The organism is Microvirga flavescens (assembly GCF_003290125.1).
GTDB classification, from domain to species: Bacteria; Pseudomonadota; Alphaproteobacteria; order Rhizobiales; family Beijerinckiaceae; genus Microvirga; species Microvirga flavescens.
The window spans coordinates 44,683-63,549 of sequence record NZ_QMKH01000006.1; the positions used below are offsets into that span (position 1 = coordinate 44,683).

Annotated in this window: 21 protein-coding genes; 8 read left to right on the forward strand and 13 right to left on the reverse strand. The window is 63.6% G+C overall.

What is annotated here, in order from left to right; translation table 11 throughout:
• The first annotated feature begins 88 nt into the window (after positions 1-88).
• Together DQW91_RS16635 and DQW91_RS12550 are read left to right on the forward strand one after the other, a co-directional pair.
• Positions 89-229, forward strand: a complete 141-nt coding sequence (locus DQW91_RS16635; RefSeq protein WP_157961434.1) for a hypothetical protein — start codon at positions 89-91, stop codon at positions 227-229.
• Between the two features lie 121 nt (positions 230-350).
• The gene (locus DQW91_RS12550; protein WP_112663996.1) at positions 351-776 is read left to right on the forward strand and encodes a hypothetical protein; all 426 of its coding nucleotides are present in this window, start codon (positions 351-353) and stop codon (positions 774-776) included.
• Between the two features lie 52 nt (positions 777-828).
• Here DQW91_RS12550 and DQW91_RS12555 read toward each other — a convergent pair whose 3' ends face one another.
• The gene (locus DQW91_RS12555; protein ID WP_112664139.1) at positions 829-1,785 is read right to left on the reverse strand and encodes an aldo/keto reductase; all 957 of its coding nucleotides are present in this window, start codon (positions 1,783-1,785) and stop codon (positions 829-831) included.
• A 123-nt stretch (positions 1,786-1,908) separates the two neighbouring features.
• Between DQW91_RS12555 and DQW91_RS12560 the strand changes: the two genes are divergently transcribed.
• From DQW91_RS12560 to DQW91_RS12570, 3 genes are read left to right on the forward strand one after another with little or no spacing between them, the layout of a single operon-like run.
• The gene (locus tag DQW91_RS12560; RefSeq protein WP_112664140.1) at positions 1,909-2,922 is read left to right on the forward strand and encodes an LLM class flavin-dependent oxidoreductase; all 1,014 of its coding nucleotides are present in this window, start codon (positions 1,909-1,911) and stop codon (positions 2,920-2,922) included.
• A 49-nt stretch (positions 2,923-2,971) separates the two neighbouring features.
• Entirely contained in the window at positions 2,972-3,367 is a 396-nt protein-coding gene (locus DQW91_RS12565) for a VOC family protein (protein ID WP_112663997.1), read from the forward strand.
• A gap of 13 nt (positions 3,368-3,380) precedes the next feature.
• On the forward strand, positions 3,381-3,881 hold the full coding sequence (locus tag DQW91_RS12570; protein ID WP_112663998.1) for a peptide deformylase: 501 nt from the start codon (positions 3,381-3,383) through the stop codon (positions 3,879-3,881).
• Positions 3,882-3,884: 3 nt separating this feature from the next.
• Here the strand turns inward: DQW91_RS12570 and mgrA are convergent, their stop codons facing one another.
• Both mgrA and DQW91_RS12580 read right to left on the reverse strand, forming a co-directional pair.
• Positions 3,885-4,913, reverse strand: a complete 1,029-nt coding sequence (gene mgrA, locus DQW91_RS12575) for an L-glyceraldehyde 3-phosphate reductase (RefSeq protein WP_112663999.1) — start codon at positions 4,911-4,913, stop codon at positions 3,885-3,887.
• Positions 4,914-5,009: 96 nt separating this feature from the next.
• Positions 5,010-5,708 (reverse strand): GntR family transcriptional regulator, encoded by a 699-nt coding sequence (locus tag DQW91_RS12580; RefSeq protein ID WP_198411860.1) that lies wholly within the window; start codon positions 5,706-5,708, stop codon positions 5,010-5,012.
• A gap of 185 nt (positions 5,709-5,893) precedes the next feature.
• On the opposite strand from DQW91_RS12580, the gene DQW91_RS12585 reads away from it, so the two are divergent.
• From DQW91_RS12585 to DQW91_RS12595, 3 genes are all read left to right on the forward strand, one after another.
• Positions 5,894-6,823, forward strand: coding sequence for a dihydrodipicolinate synthase family protein (locus DQW91_RS12585; protein WP_112664000.1), 930 nt, complete (start codon positions 5,894-5,896; stop codon positions 6,821-6,823).
• 85 nt (positions 6,824-6,908) lie between these two features.
• Positions 6,909-7,925 (forward strand): 4-hydroxyproline epimerase, encoded by a 1,017-nt coding sequence (locus tag DQW91_RS12590; protein WP_112664001.1) that lies wholly within the window; start codon positions 6,909-6,911, stop codon positions 7,923-7,925.
• A 19-nt stretch (positions 7,926-7,944) separates the two neighbouring features.
• Positions 7,945-9,183 (forward strand): NAD(P)/FAD-dependent oxidoreductase, encoded by a 1,239-nt coding sequence (locus tag DQW91_RS12595; protein ID WP_112664002.1) that lies wholly within the window; start codon positions 7,945-7,947, stop codon positions 9,181-9,183.
• Positions 9,184-9,207: 24 nt separating this feature from the next.
• Here the strand turns inward: DQW91_RS12595 and DQW91_RS12600 are convergent, their stop codons facing one another.
• The 10 genes from DQW91_RS12600 to ccoN all read right to left on the reverse strand — a co-directional run bounded on the left by DQW91_RS12600 (position 9,208) and on the right by ccoN (position 18,812).
• Positions 9,208-9,624: an OsmC family protein gene (locus DQW91_RS12600; RefSeq protein ID WP_112664003.1), complete on the reverse strand. Its 417-nt coding sequence runs from the start codon at positions 9,622-9,624 to the stop codon at positions 9,208-9,210.
• Between the two features lie 83 nt (positions 9,625-9,707).
• On the reverse strand, positions 9,708-10,823 hold the full coding sequence (locus DQW91_RS12605; protein WP_112664004.1) for a hypothetical protein: 1,116 nt from the start codon (positions 10,821-10,823) through the stop codon (positions 9,708-9,710).
• Positions 10,820-10,984: a cbb3-type cytochrome oxidase assembly protein CcoS gene (ccoS, locus tag DQW91_RS12610; RefSeq protein ID WP_112664005.1), complete on the reverse strand. Its 165-nt coding sequence runs from the start codon at positions 10,982-10,984 to the stop codon at positions 10,820-10,822. Before ccoS ends, DQW91_RS12605 begins: the two co-directional genes overlap by 4 nt.
• Before the next feature lie 4 nt (positions 10,985-10,988).
• Positions 10,989-13,223: a heavy metal translocating P-type ATPase gene (locus DQW91_RS12615; protein WP_112664006.1), complete on the reverse strand. Its 2,235-nt coding sequence runs from the start codon at positions 13,221-13,223 to the stop codon at positions 10,989-10,991.
• A 12-nt stretch (positions 13,224-13,235) separates the two neighbouring features.
• On the reverse strand, positions 13,236-13,736 hold the full coding sequence (locus DQW91_RS12620) for a FixH family protein (protein ID WP_112664142.1): 501 nt from the start codon (positions 13,734-13,736) through the stop codon (positions 13,236-13,238).
• Between the two features lie 14 nt (positions 13,737-13,750).
• Positions 13,751-15,220 carry a cytochrome c oxidase accessory protein CcoG gene (gene ccoG, locus DQW91_RS12625; RefSeq protein WP_112664143.1) on the reverse strand — a complete coding sequence of 490 codons (1,470 nt, stop codon included), beginning with the start codon at positions 15,218-15,220 and terminating at the stop codon, positions 13,751-13,753.
• A 140-nt stretch (positions 15,221-15,360) separates the two neighbouring features.
• Entirely contained in the window at positions 15,361-16,239 is an 879-nt protein-coding gene (gene ccoP, locus DQW91_RS12630; protein WP_112664007.1) for a cytochrome-c oxidase, cbb3-type subunit III, read from the reverse strand.
• A 3-nt stretch (positions 16,240-16,242) separates the two neighbouring features.
• Positions 16,243-16,398 (reverse strand): cbb3-type cytochrome c oxidase subunit 3, encoded by a 156-nt coding sequence (locus DQW91_RS12635; protein ID WP_112664008.1) that lies wholly within the window; start codon positions 16,396-16,398, stop codon positions 16,243-16,245.
• A 12-nt stretch (positions 16,399-16,410) separates the two neighbouring features.
• Positions 16,411-17,145 (reverse strand): cytochrome-c oxidase, cbb3-type subunit II, encoded by a 735-nt coding sequence (gene ccoO / locus DQW91_RS12640; RefSeq protein ID WP_112664009.1) that lies wholly within the window; start codon positions 17,143-17,145, stop codon positions 16,411-16,413.
• A gap of 11 nt (positions 17,146-17,156) precedes the next feature.
• Entirely contained in the window at positions 17,157-18,812 is a 1,656-nt protein-coding gene (ccoN, locus tag DQW91_RS12645) for a cytochrome-c oxidase, cbb3-type subunit I (RefSeq protein WP_112664010.1), read from the reverse strand.
• Positions 18,813-18,867: the final 55 nt, after the last annotated feature.

Consider the following 18,867-nt stretch of genomic DNA (forward strand, 5'->3'; position numbering starts at 1 on the left):
AAATTTAGCGCCACGCTCGAACCGTCCTGGACGGGAGGGGTTGTCCTCCCCGGGTGGGAAAAGCCCATAACCTCTGAAGGGAAGTACAATGGCTCAGCAGAAAGACGATCCACGCAACCCGAAGAAACCCGAGCAGCGCCAGGATATGCCGCAACGCCAAGGCGAATCTCGCCCGGGCGAGCAGCGTGAGCCCGGCAAGCCCATGCAGGAGCCACGGCATAAAGGGTAAGCACAATAATGGCGGGGCCTCATGGCCCCGTCGTTCTGTCGTCGCCTGCCTAGGCAGGCCTGAGGCTTGACGTTATACAGGTGCTTCATAATGAGGGCCGAAAAGGCCATCGGGGGCGTCTGTGACGATTTTTGTTTCGAAGAAGCCGTTGGCGCTTCTCCTTTCCGCAAGCTTTCTTCTCGCTGGTTGCGGCGGTCGTGAGGCGAGGCCGGTCCAGTCCACGAACGTTGGCGACGTGTCTCTCGATTGCCCCGCAATCGCGCGTGAATTTCAGGCCAATGAACGCCAGATCGTAGCGACCATTCAGGAGAAGGATAACGCAAACGCCAAGAATGCTATCCTTGGTGTTGCAGGGGCTGTGGTCTTCTTTCCCGCGTTGTTCTTCATAGATCCGAAGTCGCCGGAGCGTGTGGAGATTGAAGCTCTGCGCAACAGAAACGGTGTTCTTGAGGACATCGCGCGCGCGAAGCGCTGCCCGCGCCCGCAAACACAAATCGCTGAGGTTTATCGCCGGCTCGACAACATGCCGGCCAAGCCAGAACAGTAGCGATGATGCGTGACATGCGGCCCGCTATAGGCCGCATGTCTTTCTGCCTGCTTCAGGAGGCCGACACCCGGTCGAGTTGCTCGATGTCGCCAGCGGCGAGATTCAGGCGTGTCGCGGCGATCAAGTCTTCGATCTGCGTCAGGCTTGTCGCGCTGGCGATGGGTGCGGTGATGCTGGGGCGAGCCATGAGCCAGGCCAGCGCGATGCGAGCCGGGTTTGCATTGTGGCGAGCGGCAACATCATCGAGCGCCGCAAGAATGCTGAGGCCACGTTCGTTGAGATACTTCGTCATCCGGTCGCCACGCGCGGCGCTTTTGCCGAAGTCCTTTTCGGAGCGATACTTGCCGGTGAGAAAGCCGCTCGCGAGCCCATAATACGGGATCACGCCCACGTTGTTGTCCAGGCAGAGCCGTTCAAGGTCGCTCTCGAACTCGGCACGGTCGTAGAGGTTGTAGAGCGGCTGCAGGCTCTCGTAGCGGGGCAGCCCCGCTTTGGCGCTGATGTCCAGAGCTTCCTTGAGGCGGGCCCCCGTGAAGTTCGACGCGCCGATCGCGCGCACCTTGCCCTCGCGGATCAGCTCCGCATAAGCACTCAGGGTCTCTTCCTGCGGCGTGTCCGGATCGTCCCGGTGCGACTGGTAGAGGTCGATATAATCCGTTTGCAGGCGCTTGAGGGAATCCTCGACCGCAGCGCGGATATAGGCCTTCGACAGGCCCTTCTTGCCGGGGCCCATCTCCGAGCCGACCTTGGTTGCAACGATGACCTTATCCCGGTTGCCGCGCGCCTTCATCCATTTGCCGATGATCGTCTCCGACTCGCCCCCTTTGTTGCCGGGAACCCAGGTCGAATAGACATCGGCGGTATCGACGAAATTCAGGTCTGCACTGAGAAGCGCATCGAGCAGCTTGAAGGACGTTGCTTCATCCGCGCTCCATCCAAAAACGTTGGCTCCCAGGCAGAAGGGCGGGACAGAAAGGCTCGAGCGGCCGAGTTGGCGACGTTGAGGCATGAGAATCTCCGTAGCGGTCAAGGGTATCTGTAGCAGATCCGGCATTCTGCGAGAGAGGTGTCATTCCCGCAGATGGGTCCCTATCTTCTCAGTTGCCGTTTTCGTCATGCTGTGAGTCTCGCAATGCTGCCGCTATCCGTTCTCGACTTGTCTTTCGTCACTTCCGGTTCGACGCCTGCGGCGGCCCTTGCCAATACACTCGATCTCTCCCGTCACGCGGATGCGCTGGGCTTCACCCGCTACTGGGTCGCCGAGCATCACAACCTGCCATCCATCGCCAGCAGCGCGCCCGAGATCATGATCGGGCAGATCGCAGCGGTGACGAAGGATATTCGCGTGGGCTCTGGCGGCGTCATGCTGCCGAACCATGCTCCGCTGATGGTGGCCGAGCGCTTCAAGACATTGGAGGCGCTTTTTCCCGGTCGTATCGACCTCGGCCTCGGACGCGCGCCGGGAACGGACCCGGTCACCACTTATGCCTTGCGCCAGCGGCAGGAGGAGCAGGGACACGACGATTTTCTGGAGCGCTTGCAGGAGCTGCTGCTGTGGGAGACGCGCGAATTTCCCGAGACGCATCCGTTCCGCCGCGTGGAGGTGATGCCCTCGGGCGTGCCGCTGCCGCCGATCTGGCTTCTGGGGTCGAGCGATTACAGCGCGCATCTCTCCGCCCGCCTCGGCATGGGCTTTGCTTTCGCTCACCACTTCGCGAACCATGACGCGGCCGATGCCATGCTGAGCTACCGCAGCGGCTTCACACCCTCGCGCTGGCGCGAGAAGCCTCATGCGATTCTCGGTGTCGCCGCGATCTGCGCCGACACCGACGAGGAGGCGGAGCGCATCGCTTCCGGGGCCGACCTGAATTTCGTGCGCCGGATGCGCGGCGAGTTCGGGCCGTTGCCGAGCCCGGAGGAGGCGCTCACCTATCCCTATACGCCCGCCGAGCGGGAGACGATCCGCCGTAACCGCGCGCGGCTCTTCGTCGGCGCGCCCGACACCGTGATGCCACGATTGCTGGCGCTTGCCGAGGCCACGAAAGCGGATGAGCTGATGGTTACATCAGCGATTCACGATCACGAGGCGCGCAAGCGCTCCTATGAATTGCTGGCGAAGGCGTTTGGCATTCCCGCGCGGTCGTAATATGCGCTTGTCACAACCCCAGCGCATTGTTCCAACAAGGTGACGAGACATGGCCAAAGCGATCCATTCCATGATCCGCGTGCTCAACGAAGCGCGCTCCGTCGAATTCTACGAGAAGGCTTTTGGGCTGAAGGTCGCGGACCGCTTTGCCTTCGAGGGCTTCACGCTGGTTTATCTGCGCAACGCCGAGGCCGATTTCGAGCTTGAACTCACCATCAATCATGATCGCACCGAGCCTTATGCTCTCGGCGACGGCTATGGCCACCTTGCCTTTGCCGTCGGCGATCTCGATGCTGAACATGCGCGTTTTACGACGCTCGGATTGGCGCCGACGCCCCTGAAGGATTTCGCCCATAACGGGCAGCCCCTCGCGCGGTTCTTCTTCGTGCAGGACCCGGATGGCTACAAGATCGAGGTTCTGCAAAGCCGCGGACGCTACAAGTAGCCGGAGGAAGCCGATGGCTGTGCGCCAGATCGTTCGCTATCCCGATCCACGCTTGCGCCAGAAGGCAGAGGCGGTGGGGGCGATTGATGACGAGATACACGCACTTGCACGCGATCTCGCGGATACGATGGCCGCAGCGCCCGGCATCGGCATCACCGGGCCGCATGTGGGCGTGTTGAAGCGCCTCGTAGCGATCAAGCTTGAGCACAACCATCCCTTGCTCGTCTATGTGGACCCGGTGGTGGTGTGGTCTTCGCCTGAGGTCGCGAAGCACGCGGAAGGCAGCGTTTCCATGCCTGGCGTGACGGACGAGATCGAGCGCCCGGCGCGCGTGCGCGTCCGCTATCGCGGGCTCGATGGGGCTGAGCGGGAAGAGGAGGCCGAAGGGCTTCTCGCCGTCTGCCTCCAGCACGAGATCGACCAACTCGACGGCATCTTCTGGATCGACCGCCTTTCGCGCCTGAAGCGCGAGCGCGTCATCAAGAAATTCGAGAAGCTTCAGCGCGCCCGATGAAAATCAGCGCTGTTGTGCCGAGGCGCGCCAGAGATCGATGCCGCCCTCGGTGGCGTGATGTTCGATCTCGGCCAGTTCCTCGGCGGTGAAATCGGGGCGCTCGAGCGCGGCAAGGGAATCGTCGAGCTGTTCAACCGTCCGCGCGCCGATCAGGGCAGAGGTCACCTTCGGATCCCGCAACACCCACGCAATCGCCATCTGCGCCAGCGATTGGCCGCGCCGCCCGGCGATGTGGTGCAGCGCCTTGATGCGCTCGATGTTCTGAGGGGTGAGGAACCGCTCGGAGAGCGAGCCGCCCTTCGAGGCGCGCGAGCCTTCCGGAATGCCCTCGATGTACTTCATCGTCAGCATGCCCTGCGCCAGAGGTGAGAAGGCGATGCAGCCGATGCCGAGATCGTCGAGCGTGTCGAGCAAACCGTCCTCGATCCAGCGGTTGAGCATGGAGTAGGAGGGCTGGTGGATCAGGCAGGGCGTGCCGAGATCCTTCAGAATCTTCGCAGCCTTGCGCGTCATCTCCGGCGAGTAGGAGGAGATGCCGACATAAAGCGCCTTGCCCTGCCGCACGGCGGTGTCGAGCGCGCCCATCGTCTCTTCAAGGGGCGTATCGGGGTCGGGACGGTGCGAATAGAAAATGTCGACATAATCGAGCCCCATCCGCGTGAGGCTCTGGTCGAGGCTTGCGAGCAGGGACTTGCGGGAACCCCATTCGCCATAAGGGCCGGGCCACATGTGATAGCCCGCCTTGGTCGAGATAATCATTTCATCGCGATAGCGCTTGAAGTCGCTCGCGAGCACGCGGCCGAAATTCTCTTCCGCCGAGCCGGGCACGGGGCCGTAATTGTTGGCGAGATCGAAATGGGTGACGCCCCGGTCGAAGGCGCGCTTCAGGATGGCGCGGCCTGTCTCGAACACGTCGACGCTGCCGAAGTTCTGCCAGAGGCCGAGGGAAATCACCGGCAGCTTGAGGCCGCTGCGGCCAGAGCGGCGATAGGTCATGCCCGCATAGCGGTCGTCGGCGGCGATATAGGACATCTCGTGGCGTCTCCGGATGGGATCGGTATCAGGTACGCAGGAGATATGGGGCAGGACAAGCCCTCCAGAATTGAGGGTGTCCCCCTCAAATACGCATCACCCCTTTTGTCTCTGCTGGAGAAAATCATGCAGGGATTTGCCGACATGCTCGATATGGGTTTTCAAGAGGGCACAGGCGGCGGTGATCTTGCCCTCGGCACAGAGCTTCACGAGCTCGGCATGCTCCTCCTCCGCCCGTTCCATGCCGCCGGTCAGTGAAAGCTGGATACGCGTATGCCGGTCGCATTCCTGCAGGAGATTGGCGACGATGGTGAGCGAGCGGGGCTGCCCCGCGTGGCGGTAGAGCAGCATGTGGAATTCGGTGTTCAGCTCGCCCCAGCGGCCCACATGGTCGGCGCGCAGCTCCGCGCTGTATTCCTCCAGAATGCCGTTGAGCCGCGCATAATCCTCGCTCGTGAGGTGCGGGGCCGATTTCCTGAGGAGGCGTGGTTCGAGAAGAGCGCGCAGCTCAAACAGTTCCTCGACCTCGGCCGTGGAGAGCTCGGAGACGATGGCCCCCTTGTGCGGCTCGATCTTTACGAGCCCTTCGGCCTCCAACTGCATCAGTGCCTCGCGGACGGGAATGCGGCTGACGCCGAATTCTTCGGCCAGCGCATCCTGGCGAAGCTGGAAACCCGCCGCGAATGCCCCGTTGAGGATCTGCTGCCGCAAGGCATCGGCTACCGCCGCCGAGATGGTGCGGTGCTTGATGGTCTTCATGGCGGGGCGGGCGGGCAAAGTCTTGGTCAGGTCCATTTTTCCGTCAGGTTCAAGGCACGGCTGAGGCCAGGGTTGCCCGGCCGCCGGGCTTTATGTGGCCGGTTGTCCCTCCATAACACGCTTCTTTGTTCATGGATTGACATTGCAGATTTTATACAATCTACAATAACCGAGAGACAACGGCAAACCGGCACTCAAATCGGCACGAAGGAGAAGCTTTCATGGCACCGGCAATCGGATGGGAAGGGGTCTTCCCGGCGGTCACCACGCAGTTCAAACCCAATTTCGACCTCGATATCGACGCGACCCGCGTCGTGATCGAAGGGCTGATCCGGGATGGCGTTTCCGGCCTCGTGATCTGCGGCACGGTGGGTGAGAACTGCTCGCTTACCCGCGCCGAAAAGGTGGCGATCATGGAAGCGGCGAAGGACGTGGCGCGGGGCCGGGTGCCGGTGGTCGCGGGCATCGCGGAGTTCACCACGGCTTTTGCCTGCGACGTCGCCAAGGACGCCGCGCGGGTCGGGATCGATGGCATCATGGTCATGCCGGCACTCGTCTATTCCTCGAAGCCCCATGAGACCGCAGCGCACTTCCGGGGCGTCGCGAAGGCGACCGATCTGCCGGTCATGGTCTACAACAATCCGCCCGTCTACAAGAACGACGTGACCCCGGAGATCCTGGCTTCGCTCGCGGATTGCGATACGGTGGTCTGCTTCAAGGATTCTTCCGGAGACACCCGCCGCTTCACCGATGTGAAGAACATGGTGGGCGACCGTTTCGTGCTGTTCGCCGGTCTCGACGACGTGGTCGTGGAGAGCGTGATGCTCGGGGCCGCCGGCTGGATCTCCGGCATGTCCAACGCCTTCCCCCGCGAGGGCGAGACGCTGTTCCGCCTCGCGAAGGCGGGTCGGTTCGCCGAGGCGCGCAAGCTCTATGAATGGTTCATGCCGCTTCTGCACCTCGATGCCCGCCCCGATCTCGTCCAGTGCATCAAGCTCTGCGAGAAGATCATGGGTCGTGGAACTGACCTGACACGCCCGCCGCGTCTGGCGCTTGAGGCGCATGAGCGCGCCTATGTGGAAAAGATCATGGCGGAAGCGCTGAAGAGCCGTCCGGTTCTTCCCGATGTCGGCCTCAAGAGCGCGGCCTGATTTCTCTGACGAAGGCGGTGCTTGCACAAAGCGCCGCCTTCCTTTCTTCTGAACCTCATCGACAACGAGAATCCCGGGCGAAGACATGGCGCGCCATACGTTTTTCTGCATCGACGGCCACACCTGCGGCAATCCCGTGCGGGTTGTCGGCGGCGGCAGCATTCCGCAGCTCAAGGGCGAGACGATGTTCGAGCGCCGCCAGCACTTCCTGGCGGAATACGACTGGATCCGCACCGGCCTGATGTTCGAGCCGCGCGGGCACGACATGATGTCCGGCTCCATTCTCTACCCGCCGACGCGGCCTGATTGCGATGTGGGCATTCTCTTCATCGAAACCTCCGGCTGCCTGCCCATGTGCGGGCACGGCACCATCGGCACGGTGACCATCGCGCTCGAAAACGGCCTCATCCATCCCAAGACCCCGGGCGTGCTCAAACTGGATACACCTGCAGGTCTCGTCGAGGCTCGCTACGAGCAGAACGGGCCGTTCATCGAAAGAGTGCGCATCACCAACATTCCCTCGTTCCTCTATGGCACCGGATACGATGTCGACGTGGAGGGGCTTGGTGCGTTGAAGGTGGATGTCGCCTATGGCGGCAATTTCTACGCCATCGTGGAGCCGCAGGAGCTCTATTCCGATCTCGCGGACGTGAACCCGTCCGACATCCTGCGCTGGAGCCCCAAGCTTCGCGAGGCTTTCAACGCGCGCCACAAAATCGCGCATCCTGAAAACCCGGCCATCAACAAGCTCACCCATGTGCTGTGGACCGGCAAAGCGCAGACCGAGGGTGGCACCGCGCGCAATGCGGTGTTCTATGGCGACAAGGCTATCGACCGTTCGCCCTGCGGCACCGGCACGTCCGCGCGCATGGCGCATCTCGCGGCCAAGGGCAAGCTCAAGGAGGGCGACGAGTTCGTCCACGAGAGCATCATCGGCTCGAAATTCGTCGGACGCATCGAAGGGCGAGCCAAGGTGGGGGATCGCGATGCGATCATCCCCTCCATCGAGGGCTGGGCGCGGGTAACCGGATTCAACACCATCTTCATCGACGACCGCGATCCTTTCGCGCTCGGATTCCAGGTGGTCGACAAGGCTTCCTGAGCCGAAGGGAAAGCGTGCCATGCGGATTGCGATTGTCGGAGCGGGCATCGTCGGCGTGAACGTGGCTCACGCCCTTCTCGACGAGGGTCATCACGTCATTCTCGTGGATGCGCTGGGGCGCGATACGAGCCCTTCCAACGGCAATGCGGGATGGATCGCCCACACGGACATCATGCCGCTTGCCTCGCCGAAGGTGTGGCGCAATCTGCCGCGCTGGCTCATGGATCCGCTCGGGCCGCTCACTGTCAGGCCCGCCTACATTCCACAGCTTACGCCGTGGCTCATCCGCTTCTTCCTCTCCGCGACGCCGGGACGGATCGAGGCCAGCATCGGGGCGATCCGCGCCATCAACGCGGAGGCCTTGCCCGCATGGCAGCGGCGGCTCGAGGCGCTGAATCTCAAGCATCACCTGCATGAGCGCGGCATTCTCTCGGTCTGGAAAAGCCGCAGCGCCTTCGAGGCGGCGAAAGGCATGCTCGCGCGACAACGTGCTTTCGGCATCGCGGTGGAAACGCTCGATCCATCCGACGTGAAGAAGCTCGAACCCGCTTTGCAGAACGTCGCCGCCGCCGTTCTCTTTCCCGAGGCGTGCCACGTCTCAGATCCGGCAACCGTCGCGTCCGATCTGTTGCAGATCGCGATCCGGCGCGGCGCGGAGCATGTGGCGGAAGAGGCCATTGCGATTGAGACGAGCGGAGAGGCTGTCCGCGTGAGGACCGGCAATCCGTCGCGGCTGATCGAGGCGGATCGCGTGGTTCTCGCGGCGGGAGCCTGGTCACGGACGCTTGTCAAGCAACTGGGCGACACGATCCCGCTCGATACCGAGCGCGGTTACAATTCCACTTTCGCGCCGGGAACGCTCGGCCTTAACCGGCCTGTCGCCTATGAAGGCGAAGGGTTTGTTACGACGCCGCTCGATAGCGGGGACCGGGTCGGCGGCGCTGTCGAGTTCGCCGGGCTTGAAGCCGCGCCCAACCATCGGCGCACGGAGGCGATGGTGGAGCGGTTGAAGCGCTACCTGCCGCATCTCGATTCAACCCTGCCGGCCAAGCGCTGGATGGGATTCCGTCCGTCAATCCCGGATTCGCTGCCGGTCATCGGCACGGCGACGCGGGACAAGCGGATCGTCTATGCCTTCGGCCACGGCCATTACGGGCTGACACAATCGGCCATAACGGGAGATCTCGTCGCGGCCATCGTCGTCGGTCGGGATGGCGCTATCGACGCCAGGCCCTATTCGCCGCAACGTTTCGCGTGATCCAGAAGGGCTTTCGGCCGGCCTTCAACTGAAGGAACTCTTTGAGATTCTGACCGGTACGCCCTGCGAAATGGAATTGCTCACCGTTGATGATGCTTGCGCCCTCTGAAGGAGACCATCAAGGTCGGCGCTTTCGTCTATGGATTCAATGGCGACCTGAACAGCGGCGGAGGTTGCAAGAAGTGGATTGCCATCGAATGTCACCGTCACATCGACAGCGACTGACGCAAGCCGAATGCCCATTTCATAGGCCACATAGTAGAGGTCGTTGCAGAAACATCCGCCTATAGCCAATCCAAGCAGCTGTCCGCCGTTGAAGCCGAGCCCTCGACCGCCAGCCTTGCCCTCTGGACGGTCAACGGTAATGGAGTGGGAGCCTGCCCAACCGATGGAGGCTTCCGTCTCTGGAATGCCACGCAACTTAACTGTCATCGTCGTCATGCGGCACCTCTCAAAGCGGTGGCTTGTCCCTCATATTTTCTGAACTGCGGTTTCCATGCAACCGCCTTCCTGGACCAAGGCGATCACGCGAAAGCCTGCGCCGCGAGCGCGCCGACGAGGGCGGCGCTCAGCAGGGTGGCGTCGTGTATTCCCAGTAACCAGCGTGAGGGGCGTCCGTCCTTGTGAACCCACAAGGTCGTGCCCAGGGTTGCCAGCGACCAGCCGATGCCGAGAAGGATCGCGGAGGCGGAAAAGCCCGCGACCTTGCTCGACAGGGCGAAAATCACCACGGCGACGGCGAGAAGCAGCATGCCGACAGTGACAATGGCGACCGGCTTCACCACGCTGCGCAAGGCGAACAGCACGAGGGATGGCGCATACATCGCCATGACATGCCACGCGATGGTGCCGGAAACCGCGTCGGAGAGGCCGCAGCCGACCATCGCGATGGGCGTCGCGCCCATGAGGCCGGTCATCAGGAACCACGCCACCGCGCCGATGATGGTGGGAAGGACGATGGCGCGCCAGCCTTCCACGCCCTTCGCCTCTTCCGTTGCCTCGCGGATGCGCCGATAGGGCAGGGCGGCGGTGGCGATGAGCGACCCCACATGAGCAAGGGCGGCGGCGGCGGCAAGGCCGACGAATTCACGCGGAGCGGCAAGCGTCTCCGCTGTGGCTCCGAGCGTCGGCGCGATGAGCCCCGCAACGGACGCCGCGCCGAACACGATGAGGATCGCGCTCGTTCCCTTGCCGCCGACCGGCACCGCTGCGTGACGATAGAACAGGCTGAAGCCGCTCGCGATGCCGAGCCAGAACGCGCCCAGCACCAGCGCGCCGAAATGGAAGGTCACGAGGGCAAAGACCAGCACCATGCCGCCGGCCGCCCCAAGGCTCGCGCCGAGTGAAAAGGCCGCGCGCCTGCCGAAGGAATCGAGAAGCAGCGAGGCGGGCAGGCTCGCCAAAGCCGCGCCCGCGTAGAACGCCGCATAGGGCAGCGTCGCGAGGCTGTTCGTGGGCGCAAGCGCTAGCCCGGCGAGGGGCAAAATCCCGAGGGTGAAGATCTGGGAGAGGATTGAGAGCGCAAAGGCGGTGGCGAGAAGGGGGACGCCGCCCTGAATGTCGGCGTTTTCTCCAAGCGCACCCGGCTCGCAGACGCATTCGATCTGCCCGGCGCGGGGGATGGAGGTGGAACTGCTCATTGTCTGGGATCGTTCGGTTTGATGTCGTCGTCCGAGAGCACGCGCAGGGCCGCGCCCTCTACGTCGTCATACTGGCCGCTCTTCAACGACCACATGAAGGCCGCAAGCCCCGTGAGACCGAGAAGAAGCGCCATCGGGACGAGATAGAGCAACACATCCATGAGATCATGCTCCTTGCAGAACGAGCTCGGGCGCGGCTTCTGCGCGCGCGGGCAGGGTGCTCTTGTTGCTGCGCGCGCGCAAGGCGTTGAGGGTCACGATGGTCGAGGAGCCCGACATGGCGAGCGCGGCGACGAGGGGCGTGACATAGCCTAGAAAGGCGAGCGGCACGGCGATGAGGTTGTAGACGAGCGCGATCATCAGGTTCTGCCGCATGAGGCGATGCGCCTTTTGCGCGATGTCCACGGTGGCGAGAACCGGCGCGAGATGGTCGCCGAGGAACACCGCGTCGGCCTGGGCCTGGGTGAGGTCGGCGGCGGAAATCGGGGAAAGCGAAACGTGAGCTGCCGCAAGCGCGGGTGCATCGTTGAGCCCGTCGCCGACCATCAGAACCTTGCGGCCCTCACTCTTCAACTCTTCAAGCGCGGCGATCTTGTCGGCTGGCTTCGCGCCGCCGCGCCAAACGGAGATGCCGAGGGCCTCAGCAATCGGAGCGACCGCTTCCGGCCTGTCGCCGGAGAGGATGCGGCAATCGAGGCCCTTCGCGCACAGGTCCGCGATGACGGATGCCGCATCCGGCCGCAGCGCCTGACGGACAAGCAGGATGGCCCGCTTCTCACCCCAGGCGAAGGCGATGAGAGAGCAATCGGGATGGCGGGCCGCGCTCTCCCGTGCCTCGTTTTCGAGGCCGCAGAAGGCGGGCGAGCCGAGCCGCATCTCGACACCGTCCACGACGGCGCGGACGCCCTGTCCCGGCTCTTCGACCACGCCTTCATAGGCGCGGCGATCGCCATCAGCCCGCGCCACCGCCGCCGCGAGGGGGTGGTGGCTCGAAAGTGCGATCCGTGCCGCTGCTTCGAGAATGTAGGGCGCGATGCCGGCGCCGTTGACCACCTGCATGTCGGGCAAGGTCAGGGTGCCGGTCTTGTCGAAGACGACGGTGTCGACGGCGGCGAGCCGCTCCAAAGCATCGCCCGCGTTGAGGAACACGCCCGCGCGAAACAGCGCGCCGGAGGCCACGACCTGAACCACTGGCACGGCGAGCGCCAGCGCGCAGGGGCAGGTGATGATGAGAACGGCGACGGCGGTGAGAATGGCGTCATGCACGCTTGCGCCGGTGGCGATCCATGTCAGCGCCGTGAGCGCCGCCGCCGTGTGCACCACGGGAGCATAGGCACGGGCCACGCGGTCAGCGAGCTGCACGTAGCGCGACTTTGCGGCGGCGGCGTTTTCGAGAAGCCGCTCCACCTCATCGAGCAGGGTGCCCTTACCCGCTGCGGTCACGCGCAAGGTCAGCGTGCCGTTGTAATTCAGGCTGCCCGCGTAGACCTGATCGCCCGCCCGCGTGGGGCGGTGGGCGGTTTCGCCCGTCACGAGGCTCTCGTCGATCTCGGAGGAGCCGGAGATGACGATGCCATCCACGGCGACGCGTTCGCCAGGGCGCACGAGCACCCGGTCGTCAGGTCGCAGGGCGGCGGTGGGAATGAGGACGATCTCGCCGGTGGAATCGATGCGGTGCGCGACTTCGGCTCTGAGCGAAGCGAGATTGCCTGCCACCGCGCGGGTCTTGCGGCGCATGGCCTGATCGAGATAGCGCCCGCACAAAAGGAAGAAGAGCAGCATCACCACCGAGTCGAAATAGGTGTGCTCGGCGTGGTTCAGGGTCTCGACGACCGACATGGTGAGCGCGAGCAGAATGCCGATGACGATCGGCACGTCCATGTTGGTGCGCTTGTTGCGCAGGGCCTTCATGGCGCTCTGGAAGAAAGGCTGGCCCGCATAGGCCACGGCGGGCAGGGCGATGAGGGCGGCGAGCCAGTGGAAGAAGTCGCGGGTTTCCGGCGTGATGTCCGTCACGTTGCCGGACCAGACGGAGACCGCGAGCAGCATGATGTTCATGGAGGCAAAGCCTGCCACCGCAAGGCATTTCAGAAGCCATTGCGCGCGGCGCGCCTCTTCCTCCTCCACCAGGCGGGATTGGAAAGGGTGGGCCCGGTAGCCGAGCCGCCGCAATTCCTCCACCACGGCGCTGGGCGCGACTTCGCCCTCCTTCCATTCCACCGCGAGACGATGGTTGGTGTAGTTCAGCCGCGCATCCACGATGCCGGGCAGGCGCAGGACGCCGCTTTCGATCTCGTCGATGCAGGCGGCGCAGTCGATCCCCTCGACGGCAAGGTCGAGATGGGCCGTGCCGTTGTCTTCGTGCTTGACGAAAATGGAGAGATCGAGGGTCTCGGCCATCGAAAGGGGCTCCTAGATCGTGACGCGGCTCTTGGAGCGGAAGACAGTTTCGTCCTTGCGCTTGAGATCGAGCACGATGTCCCATTGGCCGTGGGGAACGGGCATCGTGGCCTCGAACACGCCGGGGGCTGTTTCCGTGGGTTTGAGGATGACGTCCCGCCGCTGGTCGGTGGGATGGGACAGCCGCACCTGGACATCGAGCCCGGTCAATGCGCGGCTCTCGGCATCACGCGCATTCACGGTGACACGGGTAGCCTCGCCCTCGGGGCGGAGATTAGCCTCGACCTTCCAATGCAGGGCGTCCTGCGCCTCGGCGATCGCCACGTCTTTCTTGAAGGTCAGGCCCGCCTTGTAGGAGCTTTCCGTCTCCACGCCGCCGAAGGTGGAGGTCGCGACACGCACCATCACCGCATTCATGGCGAAGACCGTGCCGAAGAACGCGAACAGGCAGGCAAGGACCATGCGGCCGGTGAGGGGGCGCGGTGCGCGTTTGGGGGCGAGGGTTGTCGGCATCGCAGTGTCCTCAATCATGGCGCCTTGAAATGGTCGCTCGCGTGAGCGGTTTCGCCGCTCGAGAGATCCGTCAGAGTGAACGTCAGTGTGGTCGAAGGTTCAAGGGTGTTGTCGCTCGCGGTGACGAGGACGCGCGCTTCGAGCGTCTGGTCGGGCTTCACGGTCAGGACCGCGCGGCCCTGCGAGTCGATTTCCCCGCCGACGATGTCGATTTTGGGCGCGTTCAACCCGGTGACGGTGAGGGCGAAACGGCGGTCGTCGAGGTGCTTGTTGCCGACGCGGACCGTGTAGGCATTGCGGATCGAGCCGTCGGACAGGCGCACGAACATCGGGTTGCGGTCGTGCAGCACGCTCAGATCCGCGTTGTTGCGGAAGGCGAGCGCCGAGATCATCACCGCGCCAACAAGCGCGATCAGTCCGGCATAAAGCACGGTGCGCGGACGCAGGATGCGCCGGACCTCCGGGCGGCCCTCGATGCGGGCCTGTACGTTCATGTCCGTATCGTAGGCGATGAGGCGGGTGGGGCGGCCGATCTTCGCCATCACGGTGTCGCAGGCATCGATGCACAGGCCGCACTGGATGCAATCGAGCTGCAACCCTTTGCGGATATCGACGCCCGTGGGGCACACGGCGACGCACTGGCCGCAATCCACGCAATCGCCAGCCGGAACGCCCGCTTTGCGCAGGGCGTCGTTCTTCTTCGCCGAGCCGCGCGGCTCGCCGCGATCATAGCGATAAGTGACGTTGAGCGCGTATTCGTCTGTGAGCGCCGCCTGAATGCGCGGCCAGGGGCACATGTAGGTGCAGACCTGCTCGCGCATGAAACCGGCGAGGGTGTAGGTCGTAAAGGTGAGGATGCCGATCCAGATATAGGCGATCATCGGCGCCTGGAAGGTGGCGAGCTCTTTGACCAGAGTCGGCGCATCCGCGAAATAGAGCACCCACGCACCGCCGGTCCACCAGGCGATCATGAGCCAGATGGAGTGCTTGAGCAGACGAAGCGAGAAGATCTCCAGCTTGCGGCCTTCCTTCTCGCGGCGGATGCGGTCGCGCTTCTCGCCTTCGATCAGGCGTTCGATGGAATAGAACAGGTCCGTCCAGACCGTCTGCGGGCAGAGATAACCGCACCACAGACGCCCCGCCACCGCGTTCATCAGGAACAGGGCGAGGGAGGCCAGAATGAGCAGGCCAGTGATGTAATAGACTTCCTGCGGCCAGATCTCGATGAAGAAGAAGTAGAAACGGTTGTTGGCGAGATCGACCAGGATCGCCTGGTCGGGGGCGTTCGGGCCGCGGTCCCAGCGGATGAAGGGCAGGAAGTAGTAGATGCCCAGCGTGATCGCGAGCACGATCCACTTGATCCTGCGGAACTGGCCTTTCACCGCCTGCGGATAGATGGCCTTGCGCGCGACGTAGAGGGGCGCATCGTCTTCGCCAGCCGGTTCCGGCGTGGCGAGATTGGAGGCAAGGGGAGCGTCAGCCATTGATTCCGCCGAAATCATCTCGATTGGTTCGACTTTCGAATAGGCCCATGCCTGCTGCCACGCCTTGATCTGAGTCAATGAAAAGCGGCCGGTGGGGGCGCCACCGGCCGCTCAAATCGTCAGATTGTTCGTCGACAGTGCTAGCGTGCGCCGCCGAGCGAGTGAACGTAGAGGGTCAGGGCCTTGATGGTCGTGTCGTCGAGGCGCTCGTGCCAGGTCGGCATCACGCCGCCGCGACCATTCGTGAGACCTTCCATGATGGCCGCCTTGTCTGCCCCGAAGAGCCAGATCTTGTCGGTCAGGTTCGGCGCGCCAAGCTCTTGATTGCCTTGGCCTTTGGGGCCGTGGCAGGCGGCGCAGTTATCCGCGAAGACCTTGGCCCCGGCGGTGAGGTCCGCGCCCTTCTCGACCGGCAGGCCGGAGAGGCTGCGCACGTAATCCGCAACGTTGGAGATCTCAGGGCGCTTCAGCATGCCGTCGCGACCGAAGGCGGGCATGGAGCCCTGATGGCCCTTGTCGTTCGTGGAGCGGGCGCCGTAGCGGATGGTGTGTTCGATCTGCGCCAAAGTGCCACCCCAGAGCCAGTCGTCGTCGTTGAGGTTCGGGTAGCCCTTGGCGCCGCCGCCGCCCGCGCCGTGGCAGGGCGCGCAGTTGTCGCCGAAGGCGGCCTTTCCTTGAGCCCGCGCGAAGGCGAACAACTCGGGATTCTTCGTGACGTCTTCAAGCGAGGTCTGCGCGAGTTTCGCGGTCATCCCTGCGCGCTGGGCCTTCAGGGCGTCGAGATCTTCGACGATGGCCTCACGCGATTGCCAGTTGAAGAAACCGCGCGTGTAGGAAGCCGCGAGCGGCCAGGCCGGATAGACGATCCAGTAGCCGATGGACCAGATGATGGTGAGATAGAAGGACCACAACCACCAGCGCGGAAGCGGATTGTTGAGTTCGGAAATCCCGTCCCAGCTGTGCCCGGTCGTGGTGACGCCGGTGACGGCATCGACCTGTTCGTGCGTGTCGTGGGCCATCGATCAATCCTCCTTGAGAGGGATGCGCGCCGCGTCTTCGAAACGCTTCTTGCGCGAGGGGGCGAGGGCATAGACCAGCACCGCGAGGAAAGCCGCGACGAAGTAGAGGAGCCCCCAGGTCTGGGCGAATTCTGCGAGGGTTTTGTACGTGTCGGACATCTCTTCCACTCCTCAGCGAACGTTCGCCTTGTTGTCGTAGAGCTTGAAGTCGACCTGCGTTCCCAGCATCTGCAGGTAGGCGATCAGGGCGTCGGCCTCCGTGAGACGCTGGGGATTGCCGTCGAAGTCGCGCGCCTGCACCTTGGGATAGCGCGAGGCGAGCGCCGCTGCGTCCGGATCGTCGGTGGTCGCCTGCGTGCGCAGGTCGGTTGCCGCCTTGGCGATCATCTCGGGCGAGTAGGGCACGCCCAGCGCCGCCTGGACCTTCATGTCATCCGCGACGAGAGACGGCTCGAGTTCGCGCTGCGTGAGCCAGGGATAGCTCGGCATGATGGAGCCGGGCACCACCGCGCGCGGGTCGTTGAGGTGGTCGCGGTGCCACTCGTCCGAATACTTGTTGCCGACGCGGGCAAGATCCGGACCCGTGCGCTTGGAACCCCACTGGAACGGCCGGTCATACATGCTCTCGGCGGCCAGCGAGTAATGGCCATAGCGCTCCACCTCGTCGCGTAGCGGGCGGATCATCTGGCTGTGGCAGTTGTAGCAGCCCTCGCGGACGTAGACGTTACGTCCGGCGAGTTCGAGCGGGGTGTAAGGCCGCACGCCCTCCACCTTCTCAATGGTGCTCTTGAGATAGAAGAGCGGTACGATTTCCACGAGACCGCCGATGGAGATCACGATCAAAACGCCGATGAGCAGGATGATCGAGTTGGTCTCGAAGATTTTGTGACGGGACCAGAGGGACATGATCGTTTCCTTTATTCAGCGGCGGCAAGAGCCGGCGTTACCTCGACGGCGACATCCTGAGCGGCCGTGATCGTCTTCCAGACGTTCCAGGCCATGATCAGACTGCCGCCGACGAAGAGCGCGCCGCCGAGAGCACGGATGACGTAGAAGGGGTGCATGGCTTCCACGGTTTCGATGAAGGAGTATTCAAGGAAGCCGAGGCTCGTGTAGGCGCGCCACATGAGGCCCTGCAGGATGCCCGCCACCCACATCGACGAGATGTAGAGAACGATGCCGAGCGTCGAGATCCAGAAGTGCCAGTTCACGGCCTTCATGGAGTACAGGCGCTCCTTGTTCCACAGCCACGGGACGAGGCAGTAGATCGCGCCGAAGGACACGTAGGCCACCCAGCCGAGCGCGCCGGAATGAACGTGGCCGATGGTCCAGTCGGTATAGTGCGAGAGCGAGTTCACCGCCTTCACCGACATGAGCGGACCTTCGAAGGTGGCCATGCCGTAGAAGGCCACCGACACCACCATCATGCGAAGCACCGGATCGGTACGCAGCTTGTCCCACGCGCCTGAGAGGGTCATGAGGCCGTTGATCATGCCGCCCCAGGAGGGCATCCACAGCATGATCGAGAAGGTCATGCCCAGCGTCTGCGCCCAATCGGGCAGGGCGGTGTAGTGCAGGTGATGCGGGCCGGCCCAGATGTAGAGGAAGATCAGCGCCCAGAAGTGGATGATCGACAGCCGGTACGAGTAGACCGGACGCTCAGCCCGCTTCGGGATGAAGTAGTACATGATGGCGAGGAAGCCGGCGGTGAGGAAGAAGCCCACCGCGTTATGGCCGTACCACCACTGCACCATCGCATCCTGCACGCCCGCCCAGACGATGTAGCTCTTGGGCGAGAAGATCGAGACCGGGATCGTGGCGTTGTTGCCCAGATGCAGGACGGCGATGGTCAGGATGAAGGCGAGGTAGAACCAGTTCGCCACATAGATGTGAGGCTCCTTGCGGCGCATGACCGTGCCGAGGAACACGAGGAGATACGCGACCCAGACGACGGTGAGCCACAGATCCGCATACCACTCGGGCTCGGCGTATTCCTTGCCCTGCGTGATGCCGAGCAGGTAGCCCGTGCCCGCGATGACGATGAAGAAATTGTAGCCGAGCACCACGAACCACGGGGCGATGTCGCCAACGAGACGCGCGCGCGAGGTGCGCTGCACCACGTAGAGGGAGGTCGCGATCAGCACGTTGCCGCCGAACGCGAAGATGACCGCCGAGGTGTGCAGCGGCCGCATGCGCCCGAAGGAGAGCCACGCCGTGTCGAAGTTCAGCGCGGGGAAGGCGAGCTGCGATGCGATGAGAAGGCCGATCACGAAGCCGGCCACGCCCCAGAATACGCCAGCGATGGTGGCGAACTTCACCGGCCCCATGTTGTAGTTGGGTTTGCCGTTGATCGTCAGCGGCGGCAACAGGGCCGGGCGGTCGTAATAACGGTCCACGATCTTGAAGGCCGCCCAGCCGCTGGCGGCGGCGAACAGGTAAGCGTGGAATGCGTATTCCGGCGTATGGGCCTTCGCTGCGATGATGATGCACAGAAGTGCCAGCGCCGCGAAGGCAAGGGCGGAGCCCGCCTCGCCGAAGGTCATGCTTTTTTGGGATGTTGCCGCTTGCGTCATGGGCCTCGAACCTTCTTTCAAGGGCGAGGCACTAAGCTTCACCCTTAGAACGAGG